Below are 20,442 nucleotides of genomic sequence, written 5' to 3'. Positions count from 1 at the left end.
GGGAACGCAAACGCAAAGTAGGGCCACGCTAACGTTCAGGTAATGCAAGGACTGCTGTCGGAACTGCTCCAGAGCATCATCGACATGCCCGGCTGGTTTATCGACGTGGCACTGAACGACCCGCTGGCGGCGCTTATGCTCGCCGTCGGTGCCGTCATCACGACCGTCTCGGTCGCCTTCTTCGGGTACCTGTCGCTGGGGGCCGTGCTTTCGCTGTTCAGCGGCTCCGGCGGTCGCGGACCGCCCCAAGCAAATCGATAGCCGTCTCGACATCCGGCCCGAGCGGCGACGCGAACACCACGCTGTCTGCGTGTTCTTCCAGCACCGCCGTGCGCTCGGCCACCGTCTCCGGCGTCCCGGCGATACAGAACGCGTCCAGCATCGCCTCGGTAACGCCGTCGAATGCGGCGGTGAAATCGCCGGCGGAGATCGCCTGCCCGATATCTTCGGCGGCCTCGTGGTCGATGCCGTGGCGGTCGAGCACTGCCGGGGGTGAGCCGGCGGCGACGAACGCGACCGGCGGCCGCGCGGCCTCCCGTGCCTCGGTCGCGTCCTCGGCGACCGAGACGCTGGCGTAGGCCGCGAGGTCGAACTCGCCGTACTCCTCGGGTCGCTCGTCGGCCATGTCCTCCACCTGCTCGCGTGCCCACGCGAGGTCTTTCGGATGCGCACCGTTGTACAGCGCGCCGTCAGCGTGTTTCGCTGCCATCCGGGTCATGTGCGGCCCCTGCGCGCCGACGTACACCGGAATCTCACCGACCTCGTAGTTCAGCCCGGCGTCGACGGCCTCAAACGTCCCGTCGTGGTCGACCCGCTCGCCGTCCCAGAGCTTCCGGGCGGTCTTGAACGTCTCAAGCACGCGTCGCAGCGCGTCGTCGTGGTCGAAGCCGAGATTGCTGAGCGTCGACTTATCGCCCGGCCCGATGCCGAAGACCGCCCGGCCGTCGCTCAGTTCGTCCAGCGTTGCGACCCGCGACGCTAGCGTCACTGGGTGCGTTTCGTAGGGGTTCGCGATGCCGGGGCCGAGCAGTACCTCGTCGGTCCGCTCGGCCATCGCGGTCAGCGACATGAACTGGTCGCGGTTGTTGTAGTGGTGACTGACGTAGACGGCGTCGAGCGCGTTCGATTCAGCCTGTTCGGCAAACGAGGCGAGCTGTGCGACCGGGTGTTCCGGGGTGAGTTCAATCGCGTACATGTGACCACTGTCTGAGTGCTTGTCTGACTACGTCCTTTTCGGGGTCGCGGAACAGTTGCTCGCTGCCCGCGTGGTCGCCGAAGTCGAAATCGCGGACGACTGCGGCGGGTGTTCCGCCGTCACCCTCGCCGGTGACGAGGTTGGCCGCGGCGGCGAGTTCGTCGACGACGGCCTGGACGGTGGCTTCGAGTTCACGGCCGTCGCGGTCGTGCTCGCCCCGCCAGTCCCGCGAGGCAGGGAGCCCGGCCCAGCCCAGTGCGACGCCGCGCTGGCCGAGGCGGAACGGGCGGCCTGACGTGTCGGTGACGATAACGCTGGGTTCCACCCCCGCTTGTTCGCGGATGCCAGCACGGATGGCTTCGGCCTCCGCCGTCGGGTTTTCGGGGAGCAAGAGGAGGTCCGCGCCGGGCACGTTCGAGCGGTCGATGCCCGCGTTGACAGTGATATGCCCGAACTCCGTCACGCCGAGGATGAAGGGGGCTTCGACCAGCACCTCAGTACACTCATCGAGAATCGCCTGTGCCATTCGAGGGTCTTTCTCCTCACCGGCGATGTCCTCGATGGTCGCCGCGATGCGCTCGGCGCGCTCGCCTGGCTCGTACGACGACAGCGACCGGCCGCGTCCGTTGGCCTTGGAAACGATGGTGCTGGCGACACAGACCACGTCACCGTCGCGGAGGTCGGCCCGTTCGACGAGCAACTCGGCAACGTCGTCGCCGGGGCGGACCTCGGGCAACCCCTCGACCGCGAAGACTTCCATACCGCCTCTGAGAACCCTGTGGGAAAAAGACCCGCGTTCGCTGCAAAGCCGGCCAACAGTGGCAACAGCTGCCGGTACGCGGGAGCGAGCCGCGACAGCGCTGCGCTTTACAGCTCGTGCTCTGCTACGTCGAGCGTCCCATCCTCGACTGTCGCGGTCAACATCGTCGGGCGGTCTGCTGGCGAAGCTCCCGTGACGCTGCCGGGGTTAAGCAGCCGCACGCCCTCGTAGACGGTGTCAACAAGTTCGTGAGTGTGACCGGCGACGCCGACAGCGGTACTGTCGGCTTCCTCGCGGACCGCAGCGGCGACACGGTCTGCCCAGCCTTGCTGTGAGCCAGTCCCGTGTGTCACGACGAACGTGACGCCACCGAGTTCGACTGTCGCCCGTTCTGGCAACCCGATCTGCGGGTCGATGTTGCCCGAGACGGCGGTCAGTTCCGCCGCCATGTGCTGGCTGTCAGCGAGTGCTCCTTTGCTGTCGAAGTCACCGGCGTGGATGACGTGGTCGGCGACCTCGATGCGCTCCCGGAACGACGGCGGAATCTCGTGTTCCCGGGACGGAATATGCGAATCGCTAATGAGAGCGACATCCATATCGACCCATCGCATCGGCGTTCGAAAAGGGTTACTGCCACGGAAACGGGTTCGACTGACCGTTCTGGCTACTCTGTAGACGAGAATACGTCTCGCAGCCCGTCCAACTGCTCGATAAGTCTGTCGATGCCGTCGTTGATCGTCGCTACCCGCTCGTCGATGTTGTCGACCGGAATCGCTCCCTGCGGCGTCGGCTCGATGAGTTCGTCGTCTTCCAGCATCCGTAGCGAGTATCGCACTTTGTGTTTCGGAACCCCTGTCTCCTCGGCGAGCCGAACGATGCCGATCGGCCCGTTCTCGATGACGGCTTCGAGGATCGACAGGTCCCGCCCCTCCTTCTCGACCTGATCTTCGAGTCGGTCCATTCCCATAGCAAGTCGTACCTGTGCATTTACGGCCGCGATACATAAACGCCCCAGTTGCGGCACTGTGGCTCGGGTCTGTCAGCTGAAACTGTGCGCTCGGTGTCCACGACCCCTACTCGTCTGAGACCGGTGTCCGCCGGAGTTCGTCGAGCTGGTCTCGGAGCTTACTCAGCTCAGTCTCCAGTTCCTCGCGGCGGTCGATGAGCGCGCTCAGTTCCTCCGTGTTGACCGAGTAGTCGTTATCCATCGCCACGTCCAGCGCGTCTGTCGTCGCGCCCGTGAGGTCAGACGCGACCCGCAACACTTCACTTGGTGTCCCGCGGGATTCGTACAGCTCCTGTTCGCCTGACAGCGGGCTGTAGGTCACCATTGGCGATTCGACACCCCGGTGGTAGCTCACCGCGTAGCTCGTGTCTGTCACCGGATTGAGGCGGTCGTCCGCCCGCTCCGTCCGGACGATGTTGAACGGCTCAGCTAGTGCGGGAAACGTGTCGGCGAGGTCCCGCAACCGGTCAGCGGCGGTCACGTCCAGCTGTGCTTCCACGTCGCCGAAGAACTGCCGCGAATTGGTGAGGCTGAACGCCACGGTGTAAAACACCGACTCGTCGCTGTCGGCCAGATTGCGAACACGGTCGCGGACCTCCTCGTGCCGGCCCTCGATAGTGAGCTTCTCCAGTTCCTCAAGCAGCGCCCGGACGCCCTCTTCGCGTTCGAGGAACGCCTCGACGATTGCGCCGGGCATGTCCTCGCCATCCACGTCCTCCATGGCCTCTCTTTTGCGGGGCCTGGTAAACAGTTTGTCGCTGGCAGCCGCTAATCGGCACGCCTTACACCCAACACAAAACATATGCCATCCCACGTGAAGTGATAGCACGTCCGACCCCGGTGGACGGACACTATGACAGGCCACGGGGGAACTTCCCCGGCCACCTGCTACTGCTCTTGTGACATCAGTATACGCCGTTTTCTCGGCACGTAGGCGGTGTTTACTGCCTGCTGGACGGCTACTAATAACGCACCAGCGGTCCGTACGACGGCGATAAAACGCGTCGCTTGATGATTTGATTTCGAAGAAGCGCCCGGAGCGGGATTTGAACCCGCGTCACGACCGTGACAGGGTCGTATGATGGGCCACTACACCATCCGGGCAGCCTACGAGCACGCACTGCATAGCGCTCGTCAGTTTGGTCGCAATAGAACGCCCGGAGCGGGATTTGAACCCGCGTCACGACCGTGACAGGGTCGTATGATGGGCCACTACACCATCCGGGCCTTCGTTGCATTCTTTCGTACCTTGGTGTCAGTATTAAGACTTTCCAAAGAGACCCGCCCCGGGATGAATGCACATGACGGGACCCAAAGTTCTATGTCCGGTCTGCGTTATGTGGTTGGTAAGAGCAACCACGCCCGCAGTCCGTGAGGGTGGGCGGGTCCGATAGCCACGGCAGAGCGACTTGGTAAGTGTTATATGCGCCCCGACAGTACGGCCCTGTAGTATCTCGTGACAGCCACCTTCTCCAGCAGCAGGCCAAACGCACACGCACACACATGGTAGATGTAAGTCAACACGACCTCGTCCCAGACCACAGTGTCGTCGACGAGGACGACCTCGAAGCAGTACTCACGGAGTATGACATCAAGAAGACGGACCTTCCGAAGATCAAGCGCACCGACAAGGCGCTGCCGGACGACGCCGAAGTCGGTGACGTGGTTCGGATCGAACGCGACTCCCGGACGACCGACACCGCAGTTGTCTATCGACTGGTGGTAGAATAATGGACACACAAGATCGCCGCGCTATATCGCGTGAATATTTCGCCAAGGAACGGCTCGCCGAACACCACTTCCGCTCGTTCAACGCATTCCTCGACCGAGGGATGCAGCAGGTCGTCGACGAGAAAGAGACCATCGAGACTGACATCGGCGACAAGGAAGGACAGGAACCGGTGTGGGTCGAACTGGGCGACGTCCGCGTCGTCACCCCTCGAGTCCGCGAGGCCGACGGCAGCGAGGAACTGCTGTATCCGCAGGAAGCCCGCCTCCGCAACATTACCTACTCCGCGCCGGTGTTCATGGAGATGGCCATCGTCCGCGGTGGCGAAGAGGAACCGGAGGAAGTCGTCGACCGGACCGAGACCAAGATCGGGCGGATGCCCATCATGGTCGGGTCGAACAAGTGCAACATCGCGGGCTTCACCGACGAGGAGCTCATCGACATCGGCGAGGACCCCGCAGACCCCGGTGGCTACTTCTGTGTCAACGGCTCCGAGCGGGTGCTGATGACCAGCGAGGACCTCGCCCCGAACAAGATTCTGGCCGAGTACGACACCAAGTACGGCGACGAGGTGCAGGTCGCCAAGACGTTCTCCCAGCGCCGTGGCTACCGCGCGCTGGTGCTGTGTGAGCGGACGCGGGACGGACTGCTGGAAGTCTCGTTCCCGTCCGTCTCGGGCAGTATCGACTTCGTTACGCTGGTGCGCGCGCTGGGGCTGGAATCGGACGAGGAAATCGTCCACCGCGTCAGCGAGGACCCGGAAATCGTGAAGTTCATGCTGGAGAACCTAGAGGAGGCCGAGGTCCAGACGACCGAGGAAGCAATCGAGACGCTGGGCAAGCGCGTCGCCTCCGGGCAGGGCAAGAACTACCAGCTCAAGCGAGCCAACTACGTCATCGACCGCTATCTCCTCCCGCATCTGCACGAGGAAGGCGTCGAGGAAGAGGAGGTCCGCATCAACAAGGCGTTCTACCTCTGCCGGATGGCCGAGGCGTGTTTCGAACTGGCGCTTGGCCGTCGCGAATCCGACGACAAGGACCACTACGCCAACAAGCGGCTGAAGGTCAGCGGCGACCTGATGACGGACCTGTTCCGGACGGCGCTGAACAAGCTCGCCCGGGACGTGAAGTACCAGCTCGAACGGGCCAACATGCGCAACCGGCAGCTCTCCGTCTCGACGGTCGTTCGCTCGGACGTGCTGACCGAGCGGCTCGAACACCCCATCGCGACGGGGAACTGGGTCGGCGGCCGCTCCGGCGTGAGCCAGCTGGTCGACCGGACCGACTTCATGGGGGTGCTCTCGCACCTCCGGCGGCTGCGCTCGCCGCTCAGCCGCTCCCAGCCCCACTTCGAGGCACGGGACCTGCACGCGACCCAGTGGGGGCGCATCTGTCCCTCCGAGACGCCGGAGGGCCCCAACTGTGGGCTGGTGAAGAACTTCGCCCAGGCGATGGAGCTGTCACAGGACGTCGAGGATCCACAGGGTCTCAAACAGGAACTCGCGGAGATGGGGGTTCAGGGCATCCCCGGTATCGAGTCGATAGAACAGCAGCCCGCGGACGATTAACATGAGTCAGGGACGCGAAGCCAAAGTATACGTAAACGGTAGTCTGGTCGGCACACACCCCGACCCGGAACAGCTCGCAGAACAGGTACGACAGGCGCGACGACGGGGAGACGTCTCCCAGATGGTCAACGTCTCGGTGAAAAACCGGACCGGCGAGGTCATCATCAACGCCGACGCTGGCCGTGCCCGACGCCCGCTGCTGGTCGTCGAAGACGGCGAACCGCTGATGACCGACGAGGAGGTCGAGCAGGTCAAAGAGGGCGAGCTCGAATTCGAGGAACTCGTCGAGCGTGGCCTCGTCGAGTTCATCGACGCCGAGGAAGAGGAGGACATCCTCGTCGGCGTCGACGAGGACGAACTCACGGAGAAGCACACGCACCTGGAAGTCGACCCGCAGCTGATGTTCGGTATCGGTGCGGGGATGATTCCGTACCCCGAACACAACGCCTCGCCCCGGATTACGATGGGGTCGGGGATGATAAAGCAGTCGCTGGGCCTGCCGTCGGCGAACTACCGCATCCGCCCGGACACGCGCCAGCACCTGCTGCACTACCCGCAGCTGTCGATGGTCAAGACCCAGACCACCGAACAGATCGGCTACGACGACCGCCCCGCGGCACAGAACTTCGTCGTCGCCGTCATGAGTTATGAAGGCTTCAACATCGAGGACGCACTCGTGATGAACCAGGGGTCGGTCGACCGCGCGCTCGCCCGCTCGCACTTCTTCCGCACCTACGAGGGCGAGGAACGGCGCTACCCCGGCGGTCAGGAGGACCGCTTCGAGATTCCCGACGACGAGGTCCGCGGCGCACGCGGCGAGGAAGCGTACACGCACCTCGACGACGACGGTCTCGTCAACCCCGAGACGAAGGTCGGCGAGAACGCCGTCCTGCTCGGCAAGACGAGCCCGCCCCGGTTCCTCGAAGAGCCGGACGACATGGGCGGCCTCTCCCCCCAGAAGCGCCGGGAGACGAGCGTGACGATGCGTTCGGGCGAATCCGGCGTCGTGGACACGGTCACGCTGATGGAAGGCGAGGACGGCTCGAAGCTCTCGAAGGTCTCGGTGCGTGACGAGCGCATCCCCGAACTCGGGGACAAGTTCGCCAGCCGCCACGGCCAGAAGGGCGTCGTCGGCCACATCGCCCCCCAGGAGGACATGCCGTTCACCGAGGAGGGCGTCGTCCCGGACCTCATCATCAATCCGCACGCGCTGCCGTCGCGGATGACCGTCGGCCACATCCTGGAGATGATTGGCGGGAAGGTCGGTGCGCTCGAAGGCCGACGCGTCGACGGCACCGCCTTCACCGGCGAGGACGAGGAGGAACTGCGTGGCTCGCTCGAAGAGCACGGCTTCGATTCGTCGGGCAAGGAGACGATGTACTCCGGCGTCACCGGCGAGAAAATCGACGCGGAAATCTTCGTCGGCGACATTTTCTACCAGAAGCTGTACCACATGGTGTCGAACAAACTGCACGCCCGCTCTCGCGGGCCGGTGCAGGTGCTCACCCGCCAGCCTACCGAGGGGCGCGCCCGCGAGGGTGGCCTCCGTGTGGGTGAGATGGAGCGGGACGTGCTCATCGGGCACGGCGCGGCGATGGCGCTCAAGGAGCGACTGCTCGATGAGTCCGACCGCGAGTGGATAAACGTCTGCGGGCAGTGTGGGATGACCGCCGTCGAGAACGTCGAACAGCGGCGTATCTACTGTCCGAACTGCGAGGAGGAGACCGACATCCACGAGGTCGAGATGTCCTACGCGTTCAAGCTCCTGCTTGACGAGATGAAGGCGCTCGGAATCGCCCCGCGGATCGAACTGGAGGACGCAGTATGAGTTCACAACAGACACCACAGGAAATCGGTCAGCTCAGTTTCGGGCTGATGGACCCGGAGGAGTACCGCGAGATGTCGGCCACCAAAGTGATTACGGCCGACACGTACGACGACGACGGCTTCCCCATCGACATGGGGCTGATGGACCCGCGACTGGGCGTCATCGACCCCGGACTGGAGTGCAAGACCTGCGGGAAACACAGCGGGTCGTGTAACGGTCACTTCGGCCACATCGAACTGGCCGCGCCCGTCATCCACGTCGGCTTCGCGAAGCTCATCCGCCGGCTCCTGCGCGGGACCTGCCGGGAGTGCTCTCGGCTCTGTCTCGACGAGCACGAGCGCGACGAGTTCGCCGACCGACTGACACGGACCCAGGACCTCGGCCGCGACCTCAACGACGTGACCAAGGCCGCCATCCGGCAGGCCCGCAAGAAGGACCGCTGTCCGTTCTGTGGCGAGAAGCAGTACGACATCAAACACGAGAAGCCGACCACCTACTACGAGGTCCAGGACGTGCTGGCCTCGGACTACCCCGAGCGAATCGCCGCCGCGATGGAGGAGGCCGAGGAGCCGATCTCGCCCGTCGAACTATCCGAGGAGACCGGCATCGACAGCAGCCGCGTCCAGGAGATTCTCAGCGGCGAGTTCCGCCCGCGCCAGGAGGACCGCCGCGCCCTAGAGAAGGCGCTGTCGGTCGACCTGACTGAGGAGGACATGAACAAGCTCATGCCCAGCGACATCCGGGACTGGTTCGAGGACATCCCGGACGAGGACATCGAAGTGCTGGGGATGAAACCGGCCCGTTCACGGCCCGAGTGGATGATTCTGACGGTGCTGCCGGTGCCGCCGGTCACCGCTCGGCCCTCGATTACGCTGGACAACGGCCAGCGCTCCGAGGACGACCTCACGCACAAGCTCGTGGACATCATCCGCATCAATCAGCGGTTCATGGAGAACCGCGAGGCGGGTGCGCCACAGCTGATTATCGAGGACCTCTGGGAACTGCTGCAGTACCACGTCACCACCTTCATGGACAACGAGATCTCGGGCACGCCGCCGGCGCGACACCGCTCCGGCCGGCCGCTCAAGACGCTCTCCCAGCGCCTGAAGGGCAAGGAGGGCCGCTTCCGCGGCTCGCTGTCCGGGAAGCGCGTGAACTTCTCCGCTCGTACCGTCATCTCGCCGGACCCGACGCTCTCGCTCAATGAGGTCGGCGTCCCGGATCGGGTCGCAAAGGAGATGACCCAGACGATGAACGTCACCGAGCGCAACCTCGAAGAGGCCCGTCGCTACGTCTCCAACGGGCCGGAAGCCCACCCCGGCGCGAACTACGTCAAGCGGCCCGACGGCCGCCGGCTGAAGGTGACCGAGAAGAACTGCGAGGAACTGGCCGAGAAGGTCGAACCCGAGTGGGAAGTGTCCCGCCACCTGGTCGACGGCGACATCATTATCTTCAACCGCCAGCCGTCGCTGCACCGGATGTCCATCATGGCCCACGAGGTCGTCGTGATGCCGTACAAGACGTTCCGGCTGAACACGACGGTCTGCCCGCCGTACAATGCTGACTTCGACGGCGACGAGATGAATATGCACGCCCTGCAAAACGAGGAGGCCCGCGCGGAGGCCCGGGTCCTCATGCGCGTGCAGGAACAGATGCTCTCGCCGCGCTTCGGCGAGAACATCATCGGCGCGATTCAGGACCACATCAGCGGGACGTACCTGCTGACCCACACCAATCCGAAGTTCAACGAGACGCAGGCGCTCGACCTCCTGCGTGCGACCCGAATCGACGAACTGCCCGAGCCGGACGGCGTCGACGAGGACGGCGAGGAGTACTGGACCGGCCGCTCGCTGTTCTCGGAACTGCTGCCCGACGACCTGAATCTGGAGTTCACGTCCTCCGCCGGCGACACGGTCGTCGTCGAGGACGGCCAGATGACTGGCGGCACCATCGACGAGGACGCCGTCGGCGCATTCGGCGGCGAAATCGTCGACACTATCGCCAAGGAGTACTCCCGGACCCGCGCCCGGATTCTCGTCAACGAGGTCTCGGCGCTGGCGATGCGCTCTATCATGCACTTCGGGTTCTCCATCAGCATCGACGACGAGTCCATCCCGCGGGAAGCGGAAGAGCAGATCAACGACGCCATCGACAGCGCCTACGACCGCGTCGAGGAACTCATCGAGACCTACGAACGGGGCGAACTCGAATCCCTGCCCGGCCGGACCGTCGACGAGACGCTGGAGATGAAAATCATGCAGACGCTGGGCAAGGCGCGTGACTCCGCCGGTGACATCGCCGAGGACCACTTCGGCGAGGATAACCCGGCCGTCATCATGGCCGAGTCCGGTGCGCGTGGGTCGATGCTGAACCTGACCCAGATGGCCGGCTGTGTCGGCCAGCAGGCAGTCCGCGGCGAGCGGATCAACCGCGGGTACGAGAACCGCACCCTCTCGCACTTCGAGGAGAACGACCTGTCGGCGGACGCCCACGGCTTCGTGGAGGCCTCCTACCGCTCCGGCCTCGGCCCCAAGGAGTTCTTCTTCCACGCGATGGGTGGCCGCGAGGGGCTGGTCGACACGGCCGTCCGGACCTCCAAGTCCGGGTACCTCCAGCGCCGGCTCATCAACGCCCTCTCCGAACTGGAGACGCAGTACGACGGCACCGTCCGGGACACAAGCGACACCATCGTTCAGTTCGAGTTCGGCGAGGACGGCACGTCGCCGGTCGACGTCTCCTCGAACCAGGACGAGGCCGCCGTCGACGTCGAGCAGATCGCCGACAGCGTCCTCGACGAGGAGTTCGAGAGCGAAAAGCAAAAAGAGAGCTTCCTCGGGACCCGCACCGAGCGGACCAACCTCTCGGAGCACGCGGACGACTGGTGGATGGCCGAGGGTGACGACTAACAATGACAGCACACGACGTATCAGCAGACATCGAGGCCGTCGTCGAGGACACCGAGCTGCCGCGACGGCTGAAAGACGAAGTGTACAGCACCATCGAGGAACGCGGCGTTGGCGTCGACGACGCCGACCGCATCGCCAAGGCCGTCGAGTCACGCTATCTCGACACCCGCGTCGACCCGCTGGACCCGGTCGGAACCGTCTCGGCCCAGTCCATCGGCGAACCGGGAACGCAGATGACGATGAACACGTTCCACTACGCGGGGGTCGCCGAAATCGACGTGACTCAGGGGCTACCCCGGCTCATCGAGCTGGTGGACGCCCGGAAGACGCCGGACACGCCGATGATGACGGTCCATCTGGACGAGGAGTACGCCCAGGACCGCGAGCGCGCCCACGAGGTCGTCTGGAAGATAGAGGCGACGCGCATCCTCGCGCTGGGAGACATCTCGACGAACGTCGCGGACATGCTCGTCGAGATAGACCTCAACGAGGACACGCTGCTGGAGCGGTGGCCGACGGTCAACGACACCGACGCCATCGCCGAGGAAATCGCCGAAACCATCGAGTCGAACCTCGGCGTCTCGACCCGGCAGGTCGGGACGGTCATCGAGTTCGGCCCGGAGGAACCCAGCTACCGCGACCTGCTCCAGCTGGTCGAGGAGCTTCGAGAGATCGTCTTCAAGGGCATCGAGGAGATTACCCGCGTCGTCATCCGCAAGGAGGAGACCGACAACGGCGAGGAGTTCGTCCTCTACACCGAGGGGTCGGACTTCGGCGAAGTGCTGGACATCGAGGGTGTCGACGCCTCCCGGACCACGTGTAACAACATTCACGAGATTTACCGGGAACTCGGCGTCGAAGCAGCCCGTGAAACGCTCATCAACGAGACGATGAACACGCTCGAAGAGCAGGGGCTGGACGACGTGAACGTCCGGCACCTGATGCTCGTGGCCGACATCATGACTAACGAGGGGACCATCGAGTCCATCGGCCGCCACGGCATCTCCGGGTCGAAAGACTCCGTGCTCGCCCGCGCAGCGTTCGAGGTCACCGTCAACCACCTGCTTGACGCCGCCATCCACGGCGAGGTCGACGAACTCGACGGCGTCACGGAGAACGTCATCGTCGGGAAGCCGATCAAACTCGGCACCGGTGACGTCAACCTCCGGATGGGTACGACTCAGGACTGATGCGGGTCGAACTCTCGGACGAAGCACGTCGACTGGTCGCCCTCTTCGAGGACGAGGCAGCCGTCACCGTCCGGGATTGCGTCGTCGACGAAGAGCACGACCAGGTGGTGTACCTGGTCAAACGCGGCGAGATGGCCGACGCTATCGGCCCGGGCGGTCAGACGGTCGAGCGCGTCGAAGAGCGTCTGGGCCGCGAGGTGAAACTCGTCGAGGCCGCCGAGACGGCCGAGGACTTCGTGGCCAACGCGCTCGCACCGGCCGCGGTGTACAACGTCACCGTCTCCGAGAACGACGACACCGTCGCCTACGTCGAAGTGGCACAGGAGGACCGCGGGGCCGCAATCGGCCGCGAGGGGCGCAACATCGACGCCGCCCGGCAACTGGCCAAGCGACACTTCGACATCGACGGCATCGAACTGACCTGAGCGGGGCGATTCGGACGGGGTGTGGACCCGAGTAGCCGGACAGTCGATGCGGTGACTGGCAGAAACTGTTTTTTCGTCGGCTGTGAACGGACTGCTATGCCTTCGCTCCGGCGTCCAGACGGTAGCAACCTCCTCGCTCCACTGACTATCGTCGGAATCTACCTGTCTCACGCACACGTTCTGGGGAATCCGCCGTCCGCACTCGAGGGCACGTCTACTCTCGCGCTGTTCGTGTTACTGCTAGCCACAATACCCGTCAAGGGACTGCTCGCGTCACTGCCGTACTCGCTTACCGGCGGGGGGCTAGTTGCGCTCTTTTATCTTGTCCGGTTCAGTCAGCGGCAGGATCTCGGCTCTGGCATCGGTATCCTTTTTGATGGTTACAGTCTCTATCAATGGTTCGAGCAGAGTGTCGAACCAGAACTGTAGGTATCAGAATAAAATAACTACGTACTCAGTCGTCGTCTGCTGAGGCGTCTGGCGCGTCGTGTTCGTACACGTCGGTATCGCTGTGTGTAGTTCCGCTATCGACATCGAACGTCTGCAGGAGTTCGCTGAGGTCGCCAGCCTGATCAGACAGAGATTCGATACCGCTAGTCACTTCGTTGATCGTCGCTGTCTGTTCCTCAGCGGCGGCGGCGACGTTCTCGGCGCTGGAAGCGGTTTCCTCGCTGATTGTCCCGACCTCGTCGGTCATTGCGACGACTTCCTCCGTCGTCGCGGCCTGTTCGTCGGTGGCGTCGCTAATGGACTGAATGCCGTCGTTTACCTCCTCGACCCGGTCGACGATGGCCTCAAGCGATTCGATGGCATCGTCGACAGTCTCGATACCGTCAGTGACGGAATCACCCATCTGTCTGATGTCGGTCACGGCGTCACCGGTGGTGTCCTGTACGTCTTCGATAACCGTCGAGACTTCTTCGGTGGCTTCAGTTGTCTCCTGCGCAAGACCCTTGATCTCGTCGGCGACGACGGCGAACCCTTCACCAGCCTCACCGGCGCGGGCGGCCTCGATGGAGGCGTTCAGCGCGAGCATGTTCGTCTGCTCTGCGATGTCGTCGATGAGGTCGACGATGTCCCCGATCTGCTCCATCTCCTCGTCGAGTGACTCGACGCGGTCGATTGTTTCGTCGGCTCGCGTCTCGATGTCGTTCATCACATCGATGGCCTCAGAAGCACGCTCGCTGCCGGTTTCGCCGATCTCGGCGGCCTCGTCCGACGTGGCCGCAACCTCGTCGGCCTGCGCTGCGACCTCTTCGACCGTTGCGGAGAGGCCCGACATCTCGTCGACCGTCTCCTCGATGTTCTCGTACTGTGTCTCCGCGCCGTCGGCGATCTCCTGGACGGATTCGCTGACCTCTTCGCTGGCGCTCCGGACCTCGGTGGCGCTTGCGGTGATCTGGTCTGCGGAGCCGTCGACGTCGTCGGCAAACTCACGGATACGCATGACTGTCTGGCCGAGCTGGGCGAGCATATCGTTGAACGCGGTGGCGATGTTGGCCATCGCGTCGTTGTCAGTGTCGGTGTCGAGCCGCTGGGTGAGGTCGCCGTCGGCCGCCTTCCGCATCACGGCCGAGAACTCCTCGGCCTGCTGTTCGAGGGTTTCTGCTATCTCTTCTGCCTCTGCCTTGGACTCTTCGGCCTCCTGCTGGGCCTGTTCGAGGTCGCTGATGAACGATTCGAGGTTCCCGTGCATGCTCGATAGCGACGAACCGAGCTGGCCGGGCACGTCCTTGTCGAGCGCCGGGTCGTCGAACGCCTGTCTGGAGAGCGCGTCAGCCTGTGCGGCGACGGTATCGAGATACGTCTTCATCTCGTAGAATGCGTTCTGGACATCGCCGACCTCATCGAGGCGGTCTGACTGCTCGATGTCGGTGTCGAAGTTGCCCACTGCGAGGGCTTCCGCCTGTGTCGAGAGTCGCCTGAGCGACTGCATGATCCCGCGACCGACGAGGACGCCGATGAGTGCGAACCCGGCCAGTGAAACACCGATGATGGCGACGAAGCTCCCCTGAATACTGTCGCGGAGGGCGAAGGCGGTCGATTTCGGGGCCTGCTTGATCACGATCCACGGCGTGTCATCGACAGACTCCGCGGCGATCAGGAACGACCCGCTTCTGGCCACGCCGCTATCTTCCGCTGTGAGTGCGGTCAGGTTGGCGGAGACGTTGTACTGGGTGCCGATGGTCGATGCGTCCTCGGCGAACTGGACCGTCCCGTCCTGTCGGACGATCCGTGTCTCACCGCCCTCGATTGAGTTACGGAATTGGGCCGTCCGTGCAGTCACGTTGTGGACCACGACGACCAGTTTGTCGCTTCGGGCGACTGGGCTTGCGAAGGCGATGTACTTCCCTCCCTCATAGGTGTACACTTTCGACATATCGACGGAGTTCGACCCGGTGACCGAGAGGCTCCCGCCCTCCCACTCGAAGTCGCCCGTCTGGAGCGACGTCTCCCGTCGGTCGCTCAGTGACGATTCCTTGATCTCCAGTGTCTCTTCGTTAACGTAGTGGATGGCGTACACTGACTCCGGCTGGTAGAACGCTTGCCGCTGTAACGCGCCACGGATCATCGTCGGGCTTCCCTCCTGAACGTCAGACAGCGTTGAGAGGGTTCGAGCGGCGTTGCGCTGGCTACGGACCCAGTCAGCTGTTGTCGTAGCCGTCTGGACGGCCCCGGTCTGGAGTTCGTTTTCACGCTGTTCTGTCAGCTCGTCTGCAACCGTCCGCTCCGCGGTGACGCTGACGCCCGCAACGAGCAGGGCGATACAGAGAATGATAAGCGCCAACTTCCGGAGATACGTTTGTCGGACGATATCTGGGAGACGTTGTTCAAGTTTCATAGCTACTCCGGCAGGTCTGTGTGAATAACTCAAGCGGCGGTACTAGAAACCACCTGCCCAGTTATCACACCTGATTCCGCGTGTGCGCGATCGATTTCATCGTCTGACGGAGTCCGGCACTGAGAGTCGTGGCCCCTGATAGGTCTTCTGTTCGCTGTACGACTGCGTAGCCGCCCGCTACTCTTTGCAGTACCCCAGTACCTGTAACCGATGGTGTAAGCGAAATATCATTCGGGGGCAATGTCACGGAGAGCGGGGGAGTGTTGTGTTGACCGCCAGACGCGACCGAAACACCCCACTGACAGCTTCTTCCTCATTGCCGTGGCGCTCTCGCCGCGTTATTTACCGTCCTTCTTGCCCCGTCTATGCCACAGAACGCCACACACGCCGACGCTACCGTCTGAGTCCGAAAGAGGAGTCTTAAGTACCTCCGAAAGGTACCAGTGCCTACTATGGCGAACGGCAAGTACGCCGCGCGCAAGCTCAAGAAGGACCGCCAGAAGCACCGGTGGTCCGACACTGACTACGCGCGTCGCGAACGCGGCCTGGGCAAGAAGTCCGACCCGCTCGAGGGTGCGCCCCAGGGACGAGGTATCGTACTGGAGAAAGTCGGCATCGAGGCCAAGCAGCCTAACTCCGCTATCCGGAAGTGTGTCCGCGTCCAGCTCATCAAGAACGGTAAGCAGGTCACCGCGTTCTGTCCCGGTGACGGCGCTATCTCTTTCATTGACGAGCACGACGAGGTCACAATCGCGGGTATCGGCGGGGCGAAGGGCCGCGCGATGGGCGACCTCTCCGGTGTCAACTACAAGGTCGAGAAAGTCAACGGCGTCTCTCTCATTGAACTCGTTCGCGGGAACGCGGAGAAACCGGTCCGATAACCATGAGTGCCGAAGATACACCCGAGGCTGACGCGGCTGAGGAAAGCGAGCCAGAGACGGCCCGTGCGAAGCTGTTCGGCGAGTGGGAGATCACGGAGATCGAGTACTCCGACCCCTCGACCGAGCGCTACATCACTGTCACGCCGATCGCCCACACGATGGGGCGCCACGCGGACAAGCAGTTCAAGAAAAGCGAGATCAGCATCGTCGAGCGGCTCATCAACCGCCTGATGCAGACCGACGAAAATACGGGCAAGAAACAGCTTGCAACATCCATCGTCACTGAGGCGTTCGAACTCGTTCACGAGCGCACCGACGAGAACCCGATTCAGGTGCTCGTCAGTGCGGTCGAGAACAGCGCTCCCCGAGAGGAGACTGTCCGCCTGAAATACGGTGGTATCTCGGTCCCGAAAGCCGTCGATGTCGCGCCACAGCGCCGCGTCGACCAGGCCCTGAAGTTCCTCGCCGAGGGCGTCTACGGTGGCTCGTTCAAGACCACCACGAGTGCCGCCGAGGCGCTCGCACAGCAGCTCATCGGTGCTGCTAACGACGACGTCCAGACCTACGCAGTCAACCAGAAAGAAGAGAAAGAACGCGTCGCGGCTGCCGCTCGCTAATTCGGCTGTCTCCGACATCTTTATTCTTCTATACTTGGCAGAGAAATCTATGCGACAGTCCAGCTGTGACGCCCGTTCCCGCCGCCAGTACCTCGCCGCACTCGGCGGTATCGGGGCGACCGTGCTGGCCGGTTGTCGCGGTGAGTCAGGGACACAGACGGAGTCGTCGGACCTGACACCGACGGCCACAACGACGGCAGGCCCGACACACGCGCTGGACCGCTACGACGTCTCTCTCAGCCACGAGCGCGGCCAGTCACCCGACACCGACTGGACCGTTCCGACCACGTCGCCGACAGACACGCCGCTCGCCACGGAACCACTCATCGAGGACCTCGAAATTCCATGGGACCTCTCCTTTGCCGCCGACGGAACGCTGTTTCTCACCGAACGTGTTGGTCGTGTCCTCTCGTTTGTGGACGGGAACGTCCGAACAGTCACCGAACCCGCAGCGGTCATCGACGCGGAATCGAGCGACGACGGCTGGTGGGTAACGGGCGGCGAAGGCGGGACGCTCGGCGTCGCCGCACACCCGACGTATCCCGACCCGCCGGTGGTGTACGTTTACTACACGACGATGACCGACGACGAGCGAGTCAACCGGGTCGTCGCGATGGATGTCTCGGCCGAAGACCCGGCCGCCACGGAGTCCGTCCTCATCGACGGCATTCCCGGAAGCAAGATACACAACGGCGGTCGGCTCACATTCGGCCCCGAAAAGTATCTCTGGATTACGACGGGGGACGCGGGCGACGGCGAACTGGCCGCGGACACCGACTCGCTCGGTGGAAAGGTCCTCCGCGTGACGCCCGCGGGCGACCCCGCACCCGGGAACCCTGATATCGGCGGGGACCCGCGGGTGTTCACCTACGGTCACCGGAACCCACAAGGGCTGGCCTGGCTCCCAGACGGCACCGTCATCGCCTCCGAACACGGTCCGACCGGACGAGACGAACTCAACCGCCTCGTGGCTGGAGGCTATTACGGCTGGCCTGACACCCGCAAGCACGAGGAGTACGCCGACGCCGGCTCCGAGGTCCGCCGGCCGCTCGCAAACACGGGCAACGCCGGCGGCTGGGCACCTTCCGGCTCGCTGTTCTACACCGGCGACGCCGTGCCGTCGCTGCGGAACCGACTGCTCACCGGCGGCCTGAAGGGACAGAAACTCCTCGCAACGACGTTGACACCAGACGGTGCGGACCCGCCGCCGGGCGACGACGCTGAGGTGTATGACGCCGACTGGACCGACGACGCCTACACCGCGACCACGCATTCTCTGCTGGCCGACGAACTCGGTCGGATTCGCCATATTGAGCAGGGGCCTGACGGCGGCCTCTACCTCGTCACGTCGAACCGCGACGGGCGGGCCGGCGACGGCTTCCCGCGGGAGCGCGACGACGTGCTCGCCCGCGTCACGCCGGCCGAGTGACTGGAACGCCGGCCGCGGTCGCGCGTTCCGTGAACCACTGGCTATATTTCGGTTGACGAGAGAGGGAGACCCATGGCAACAGAGCAATCCGTCGACCTCGTCGACGACGAGACTGTGGGCTTGTTCACGAAGGCGGTGCTGCTCGCGGCGCTAACCGCAGCGCTTGCACAGATATCGATCCCGCTTCCGGGGGCGCTGCCGCCGTTCTCGCTGCAGCCCTTCGGAATGTTCTTCGCCGGCCTCCTGCTGGGGCCGCTGTGGGGCGGCGTTGCCCTGCTGTTGTACGTCCTTGTTGGTATCGCCGGCGCACCGGTGTTCTCGAACGCGAACGCGGGGCTGGGCTATGTCATTGCCGGGCAGGGGACCGGCGGCTTCCTCGTCGGCTTCCTCGTCGGTGCGGTCGTCGCCGGCGCTATTGCACACCGGAGCATAGCACCGAAACCGGTCGCTGATCTCTCTGTCCCGGTGCAGGTCGTCGCCCTCACCGCGGCGGTCGCTGTCGTCTACGCTATCGGCGTCCCGTGGCTGGCGGTGGTCACCGGGCTGCCGTTCGCCCGCGCTGCGGCCGTGATGGCTCCGTACATCCCGCTTGACCTCCTGAAGCTCGGTATCGCGGTCGGCGTCGTGCAGGGCGGGTACCTCGCCGGTCGATGATCGAGGTCAGCGACCTGCGCTACCGGTACGGCGATGTCGATGTCCTCGACGGGCTCACGCTGTCGATACCCGACGGTCAGTACTGTCTGCTCGTCGGACCGAACGGGAGCGGCAAGACGACGCTCGTCCGACATTTCAACGCGCTGCTGACGCCCGACGCCGGAGCGGTCACTGTCGACGGGACCGACGTGACGGACGACCCCGTCGTCGCCCGGACGCGTATCGGGATGGTGTTCCAGCATCCCCGCGACCAGTTTGTCGCCGCGACCGTGGCGGCTGACGTGGCCTTCGGCCCGGAGAACCTCGGGCTCGACAGGGAAGAGATTGACCGCCGGGTCGACAGGGCGCTCGACGCTGTCGACCTCGGTGCTGCCGCCGAGAGCCGCATCGACGCTCTCTCGGGCGGCGAGCAGGCCCGCGTCGCTATCGCCGGGGCACTCGCCATGGAACCGGACTATCTTGTGCTCGACGAACCGCTCGTCGGGTTAGACTGGCCGGCCAGAGACTCAGTGCTGGACCACCTTGACGCGCTGGCCGCCGATGGGACGGGTATCATCGTTGTCACGCACGACCTCCGGGACCTATACGAGCGGGCCGACCGCCTCGTCGCGTTACACGAGGGGCGGGTCGTTCTCGATGTGCCGCCAGCCGAAGCGCTCGACAGCCTCCCGGACCTCGGCATCAGAGACCCGCGATGTTGAGCTACCGACCCGGCTCGACGTTTGCGCATCGGCTGGACCCGCGGTCGAAGCTGCTGGTCCAGTTCGGGCTCGCCATCGCCGCGGTCTCGCACCCCACCCTCCCGTGGCTCGTCGGGACGACCGCGTTCGCGCTGTGTACGCTCGCGGCGGCCCAGCTCTCGCCACTGGCCGTCCTGCGCTCGTATCGGGTCGTCCTTCTCGTGTTGGCGCTGGCCCCGTTCATCGCTGGCGTGGCGCTCGGCCCGCCGTGGTTTCGGGTCGACCCGGCGCTGCGCTCGGCGTTGCACGTCGGGCGTATTCTCCCGGTGTTGCTCGTCAGCGCCGCCTACCTCACGTCGACGCCGGTCCGGGACACCCGGGCGGCGGTCCAGCGACTGATTCCCGGCAAGCCCGGCCAGATTCTCGGCATCGGGATGGCGCTCGTCGTCCGGTTGTTCCCGCTGGTGCTCGCTGACGTGCGGGAAGTCCGGGACGCCATACACGCTCGTGGCGGCGAGGCCCGCCCGTTACGGGACCGCGCTCGGCTGCTCGCTGTCCGGTCGCTGGAACGCACGCTCGACCGCTCGGACCGGCTCTCAGTCGCCCTCCGGGCCCGTTGTTTCGCGTGGAACCCGACGCTTCCGCCGCTTTCCTTCGACCGTCGTGACTACCCGGTGCTCGCCATCGGTATCGCGCTGGCGGTGTCGCCGCTCGCCCCGGTGTAGCGGTTTGA

General features: G+C 64.2%; 20 protein-coding genes and 2 tRNA genes. 14 read left to right on the top strand and 8 right to left on the bottom strand.

Features of this window, described 5'->3' with window-relative positions; translation table 11 throughout:
- Positions 1 to 42: 42 nt before the first annotated feature.
- A complete protein-coding gene (locus tag BVU17_13965) occupies positions 43 to 261 on the top strand; it encodes a hypothetical protein (GenBank protein ID AUG48576.1) in 219 nt (72 codons plus the stop codon).
- Here BVU17_13965 and BVU17_13960 read toward each other — a convergent pair.
- The 7 genes from BVU17_13960 to BVU17_13930 all read right to left on the bottom strand — a co-directional run bounded on the left by BVU17_13960 (position 218) and on the right by BVU17_13930 (position 4,188).
- Entirely contained in the window at positions 218 to 1,195 is a 978-nt protein-coding gene (locus BVU17_13960) for a 5,10-methylenetetrahydromethanopterin reductase (protein AUG48575.1), read from the bottom strand. The two genes, BVU17_13965 and BVU17_13960, sit on opposite strands and share 44 nt — an antisense overlap.
- Complete coding sequence (locus BVU17_13955; GenBank protein ID AUG48574.1) at positions 1,182 to 1,955, bottom strand: coenzyme F420-0:L-glutamate ligase; 774 nt, start codon at positions 1,953 to 1,955, stop codon at positions 1,182 to 1,184. The genes BVU17_13960 and BVU17_13955 overlap by 14 nt, the downstream gene beginning before the upstream one ends.
- Positions 1,956 to 2,062: 107 nt before the next feature.
- Positions 2,063 to 2,551: a YfcE family phosphodiesterase gene (locus BVU17_13950; GenBank protein ID AUG48573.1), complete on the bottom strand. Its 489-nt coding sequence runs from the start codon at positions 2,549 to 2,551 to the stop codon at positions 2,063 to 2,065.
- A gap of 68 nt (positions 2,552 to 2,619) precedes the next feature.
- Positions 2,620 to 2,922, bottom strand: coding sequence for a hypothetical protein (locus tag BVU17_13945; GenBank protein AUG48572.1), 303 nt, complete (start codon positions 2,920 to 2,922; stop codon positions 2,620 to 2,622).
- A gap of 106 nt (positions 2,923 to 3,028) precedes the next feature.
- Entirely contained in the window at positions 3,029 to 3,682 is a 654-nt protein-coding gene (locus tag BVU17_13940; GenBank protein ID AUG48571.1) for a hypothetical protein, read from the bottom strand.
- Positions 3,683 to 3,992: 310 nt separating this feature from the next.
- A tRNA-Asp gene (locus BVU17_13935) sits at positions 3,993 to 4,065 on the bottom strand.
- Positions 4,066 to 4,115: 50 nt separating this feature from the next.
- A tRNA-Asp gene (locus BVU17_13930) sits at positions 4,116 to 4,188 on the bottom strand.
- A 276-nt stretch (positions 4,189 to 4,464) separates the two neighbouring features.
- On the opposite strand from BVU17_13930, the gene BVU17_13925 reads away from it, so the two are divergent.
- The 7 genes from BVU17_13925 (at position 4,465) to BVU17_13895 (ending at position 13,035) form a co-directional block, all read left to right on the top strand.
- A complete protein-coding gene (locus tag BVU17_13925; GenBank protein AUG48570.1) occupies positions 4,465 to 4,692 on the top strand; it encodes a DNA-directed RNA polymerase subunit H in 228 nt (75 codons plus the stop codon).
- Positions 4,692 to 6,257 carry a DNA-directed RNA polymerase subunit B'' gene (locus BVU17_13920; protein ID AUG48569.1) on the top strand — a complete coding sequence of 522 codons (1,566 nt, stop codon included), beginning with the start codon at positions 4,692 to 4,694 and terminating at the stop codon, positions 6,255 to 6,257. The genes BVU17_13925 and BVU17_13920 overlap by 1 nt, the downstream gene beginning before the upstream one ends.
- Before the next feature lies 1 nt (position 6,258).
- The gene (locus BVU17_13915) at positions 6,259 to 8,085 is read left to right on the top strand and encodes a DNA-directed RNA polymerase subunit B (GenBank protein AUG48568.1); all 1,827 of its coding nucleotides are present in this window, start codon (positions 6,259 to 6,261) and stop codon (positions 8,083 to 8,085) included.
- Positions 8,082 to 10,991, top strand: a complete 2,910-nt coding sequence (locus BVU17_13910; GenBank protein ID AUG48567.1) for a DNA-directed RNA polymerase subunit A' — start codon at positions 8,082 to 8,084, stop codon at positions 10,989 to 10,991. The genes BVU17_13915 and BVU17_13910 overlap by 4 nt, the downstream gene beginning before the upstream one ends.
- A 2-nt stretch (positions 10,992 to 10,993) precedes the next feature.
- Positions 10,994 to 12,181: a DNA-directed RNA polymerase subunit A'' gene (locus BVU17_13905; GenBank protein AUG48566.1), complete on the top strand. Its 1,188-nt coding sequence runs from the start codon at positions 10,994 to 10,996 to the stop codon at positions 12,179 to 12,181.
- Positions 12,181 to 12,606, top strand: coding sequence for a transcription elongation factor NusA (locus BVU17_13900; GenBank protein AUG48565.1), 426 nt, complete (start codon positions 12,181 to 12,183; stop codon positions 12,604 to 12,606). Before BVU17_13905 ends, BVU17_13900 begins: the two co-directional genes overlap by 1 nt.
- A gap of 96 nt (positions 12,607 to 12,702) precedes the next feature.
- The gene (locus tag BVU17_13895) at positions 12,703 to 13,035 is read left to right on the top strand and encodes a hypothetical protein (protein AUG48564.1); all 333 of its coding nucleotides are present in this window, start codon (positions 12,703 to 12,705) and stop codon (positions 13,033 to 13,035) included.
- A gap of 25 nt (positions 13,036 to 13,060) precedes the next feature.
- Here the strand turns inward: BVU17_13895 and BVU17_13890 are convergent, their stop codons facing one another.
- Positions 13,061 to 15,448, bottom strand: a complete 2,388-nt coding sequence (locus tag BVU17_13890; protein ID AUG48563.1) for a histidine kinase — start codon at positions 15,446 to 15,448, stop codon at positions 13,061 to 13,063.
- A 452-nt stretch (positions 15,449 to 15,900) separates the two neighbouring features.
- Between BVU17_13890 and BVU17_13885 the strand changes: the two genes are divergently transcribed.
- The 6 genes from BVU17_13885 (at position 15,901) to BVU17_13860 (ending at position 20,434) form a co-directional block, all read left to right on the top strand.
- Positions 15,901 to 16,329, top strand: coding sequence for a 30S ribosomal protein S12 (locus BVU17_13885; GenBank protein AUG48562.1), 429 nt, complete (start codon positions 15,901 to 15,903; stop codon positions 16,327 to 16,329).
- A 2-nt stretch (positions 16,330 to 16,331) separates the two neighbouring features.
- Positions 16,332 to 16,946 carry a 30S ribosomal protein S7 gene (locus BVU17_13880; GenBank protein AUG48561.1) on the top strand — a complete coding sequence of 205 codons (615 nt, stop codon included), beginning with the start codon at positions 16,332 to 16,334 and terminating at the stop codon, positions 16,944 to 16,946.
- Positions 16,947 to 16,995: 49 nt separating this feature from the next.
- Entirely contained in the window at positions 16,996 to 18,375 is a 1,380-nt protein-coding gene (locus tag BVU17_13875) for a glucose dehydrogenase (protein ID AUG48560.1), read from the top strand.
- A gap of 72 nt (positions 18,376 to 18,447) precedes the next feature.
- Positions 18,448 to 19,029 (top strand): BioY family transporter, encoded by a 582-nt coding sequence (locus BVU17_13870; protein AUG48559.1) that lies wholly within the window; start codon positions 18,448 to 18,450, stop codon positions 19,027 to 19,029.
- Positions 19,026 to 19,730 carry an ABC transporter ATP-binding protein gene (locus tag BVU17_13865; protein AUG48558.1) on the top strand — a complete coding sequence of 235 codons (705 nt, stop codon included), beginning with the start codon at positions 19,026 to 19,028 and terminating at the stop codon, positions 19,728 to 19,730. The genes BVU17_13870 and BVU17_13865 overlap by 4 nt, the downstream gene beginning before the upstream one ends.
- Positions 19,724 to 20,434: a cobalt ABC transporter permease gene (locus BVU17_13860; GenBank protein ID AUG48557.1), complete on the top strand. Its 711-nt coding sequence runs from the start codon at positions 19,724 to 19,726 to the stop codon at positions 20,432 to 20,434. The genes BVU17_13865 and BVU17_13860 overlap by 7 nt, the downstream gene beginning before the upstream one ends.
- Positions 20,435 to 20,442 lie beyond the last annotated feature (8 nt).

It is taken from the genome of Haloarcula taiwanensis, from assembly GCA_002844335.1.
GTDB classification, from domain to species: Archaea; Halobacteriota; Halobacteria; order Halobacteriales; family Haloarculaceae; genus Haloarcula; species Haloarcula taiwanensis.
This window is presented reverse-complemented; position numbering and strand designations above follow the sequence as displayed.

Bases quoted from the DNA above. Each gene is read 5' to 3' on its own strand.
- BVU17_13880 (AUG48561.1), top strand. From the start codon at position 16,332: ATGAGTGCCGAAGATACACCCGAGGCTGACGCGGCTGAGGAAAGCGAG.
- BVU17_13900 (AUG48565.1), top strand. From the start codon at position 12,181: ATGCGGGTCGAACTCTCGGACGAAGCACGTCGACTGGTCGCCCTCTTC.
- BVU17_13940 (AUG48571.1), bottom strand. From the start codon at position 3,682: ATGGAGGACGTGGATGGCGAGGACATGCCCGGCGCAATCGTCGAGGCG.
- BVU17_13870 (AUG48559.1), top strand. From the start codon at position 18,448: ATGGCAACAGAGCAATCCGTCGACCTCGTCGACGACGAGACTGTGGGC.
- BVU17_13950 (AUG48573.1), bottom strand. From the start codon at position 2,551: ATGGATGTCGCTCTCATTAGCGATTCGCATATTCCGTCCCGGGAACAC.
- BVU17_13955 (AUG48574.1), bottom strand. From the start codon at position 1,955: ATGGAAGTCTTCGCGGTCGAGGGGTTGCCCGAGGTCCGCCCCGGCGAC.
- BVU17_13965 (AUG48576.1), top strand. From the start codon at position 43: ATGCAAGGACTGCTGTCGGAACTGCTCCAGAGCATCATCGACATGCCC.
- BVU17_13925 (AUG48570.1), top strand. From the start codon at position 4,465: ATGGTAGATGTAAGTCAACACGACCTCGTCCCAGACCACAGTGTCGTC.
- BVU17_13915 (AUG48568.1), top strand. From the start codon at position 6,259: ATGAGTCAGGGACGCGAAGCCAAAGTATACGTAAACGGTAGTCTGGTC.
- BVU17_13910 (AUG48567.1), top strand. From the start codon at position 8,082: ATGAGTTCACAACAGACACCACAGGAAATCGGTCAGCTCAGTTTCGGG.
- BVU17_13960 (AUG48575.1), bottom strand. From the start codon at position 1,195: ATGTACGCGATTGAACTCACCCCGGAACACCCGGTCGCACAGCTCGCC.
- BVU17_13945 (AUG48572.1), bottom strand. From the start codon at position 2,922: ATGGGAATGGACCGACTCGAAGATCAGGTCGAGAAGGAGGGGCGGGAC.
- BVU17_13895 (AUG48564.1), top strand. From the start codon at position 12,703: ATGCCTTCGCTCCGGCGTCCAGACGGTAGCAACCTCCTCGCTCCACTG.
- BVU17_13920 (AUG48569.1), top strand. From the start codon at position 4,692: ATGGACACACAAGATCGCCGCGCTATATCGCGTGAATATTTCGCCAAG.
- BVU17_13890 (AUG48563.1), bottom strand. From the start codon at position 15,448: ATGAAACTTGAACAACGTCTCCCAGATATCGTCCGACAAACGTATCTC.
- BVU17_13885 (AUG48562.1), top strand. From the start codon at position 15,901: ATGGCGAACGGCAAGTACGCCGCGCGCAAGCTCAAGAAGGACCGCCAG.
- BVU17_13865 (AUG48558.1), top strand. From the start codon at position 19,026: ATGATCGAGGTCAGCGACCTGCGCTACCGGTACGGCGATGTCGATGTC.
- BVU17_13875 (AUG48560.1), top strand. From the start codon at position 16,996: ATGCGACAGTCCAGCTGTGACGCCCGTTCCCGCCGCCAGTACCTCGCC.
- BVU17_13905 (AUG48566.1), top strand. From the start codon at position 10,994: ATGACAGCACACGACGTATCAGCAGACATCGAGGCCGTCGTCGAGGAC.
- BVU17_13860 (AUG48557.1), top strand. From the start codon at position 19,724: ATGTTGAGCTACCGACCCGGCTCGACGTTTGCGCATCGGCTGGACCCG.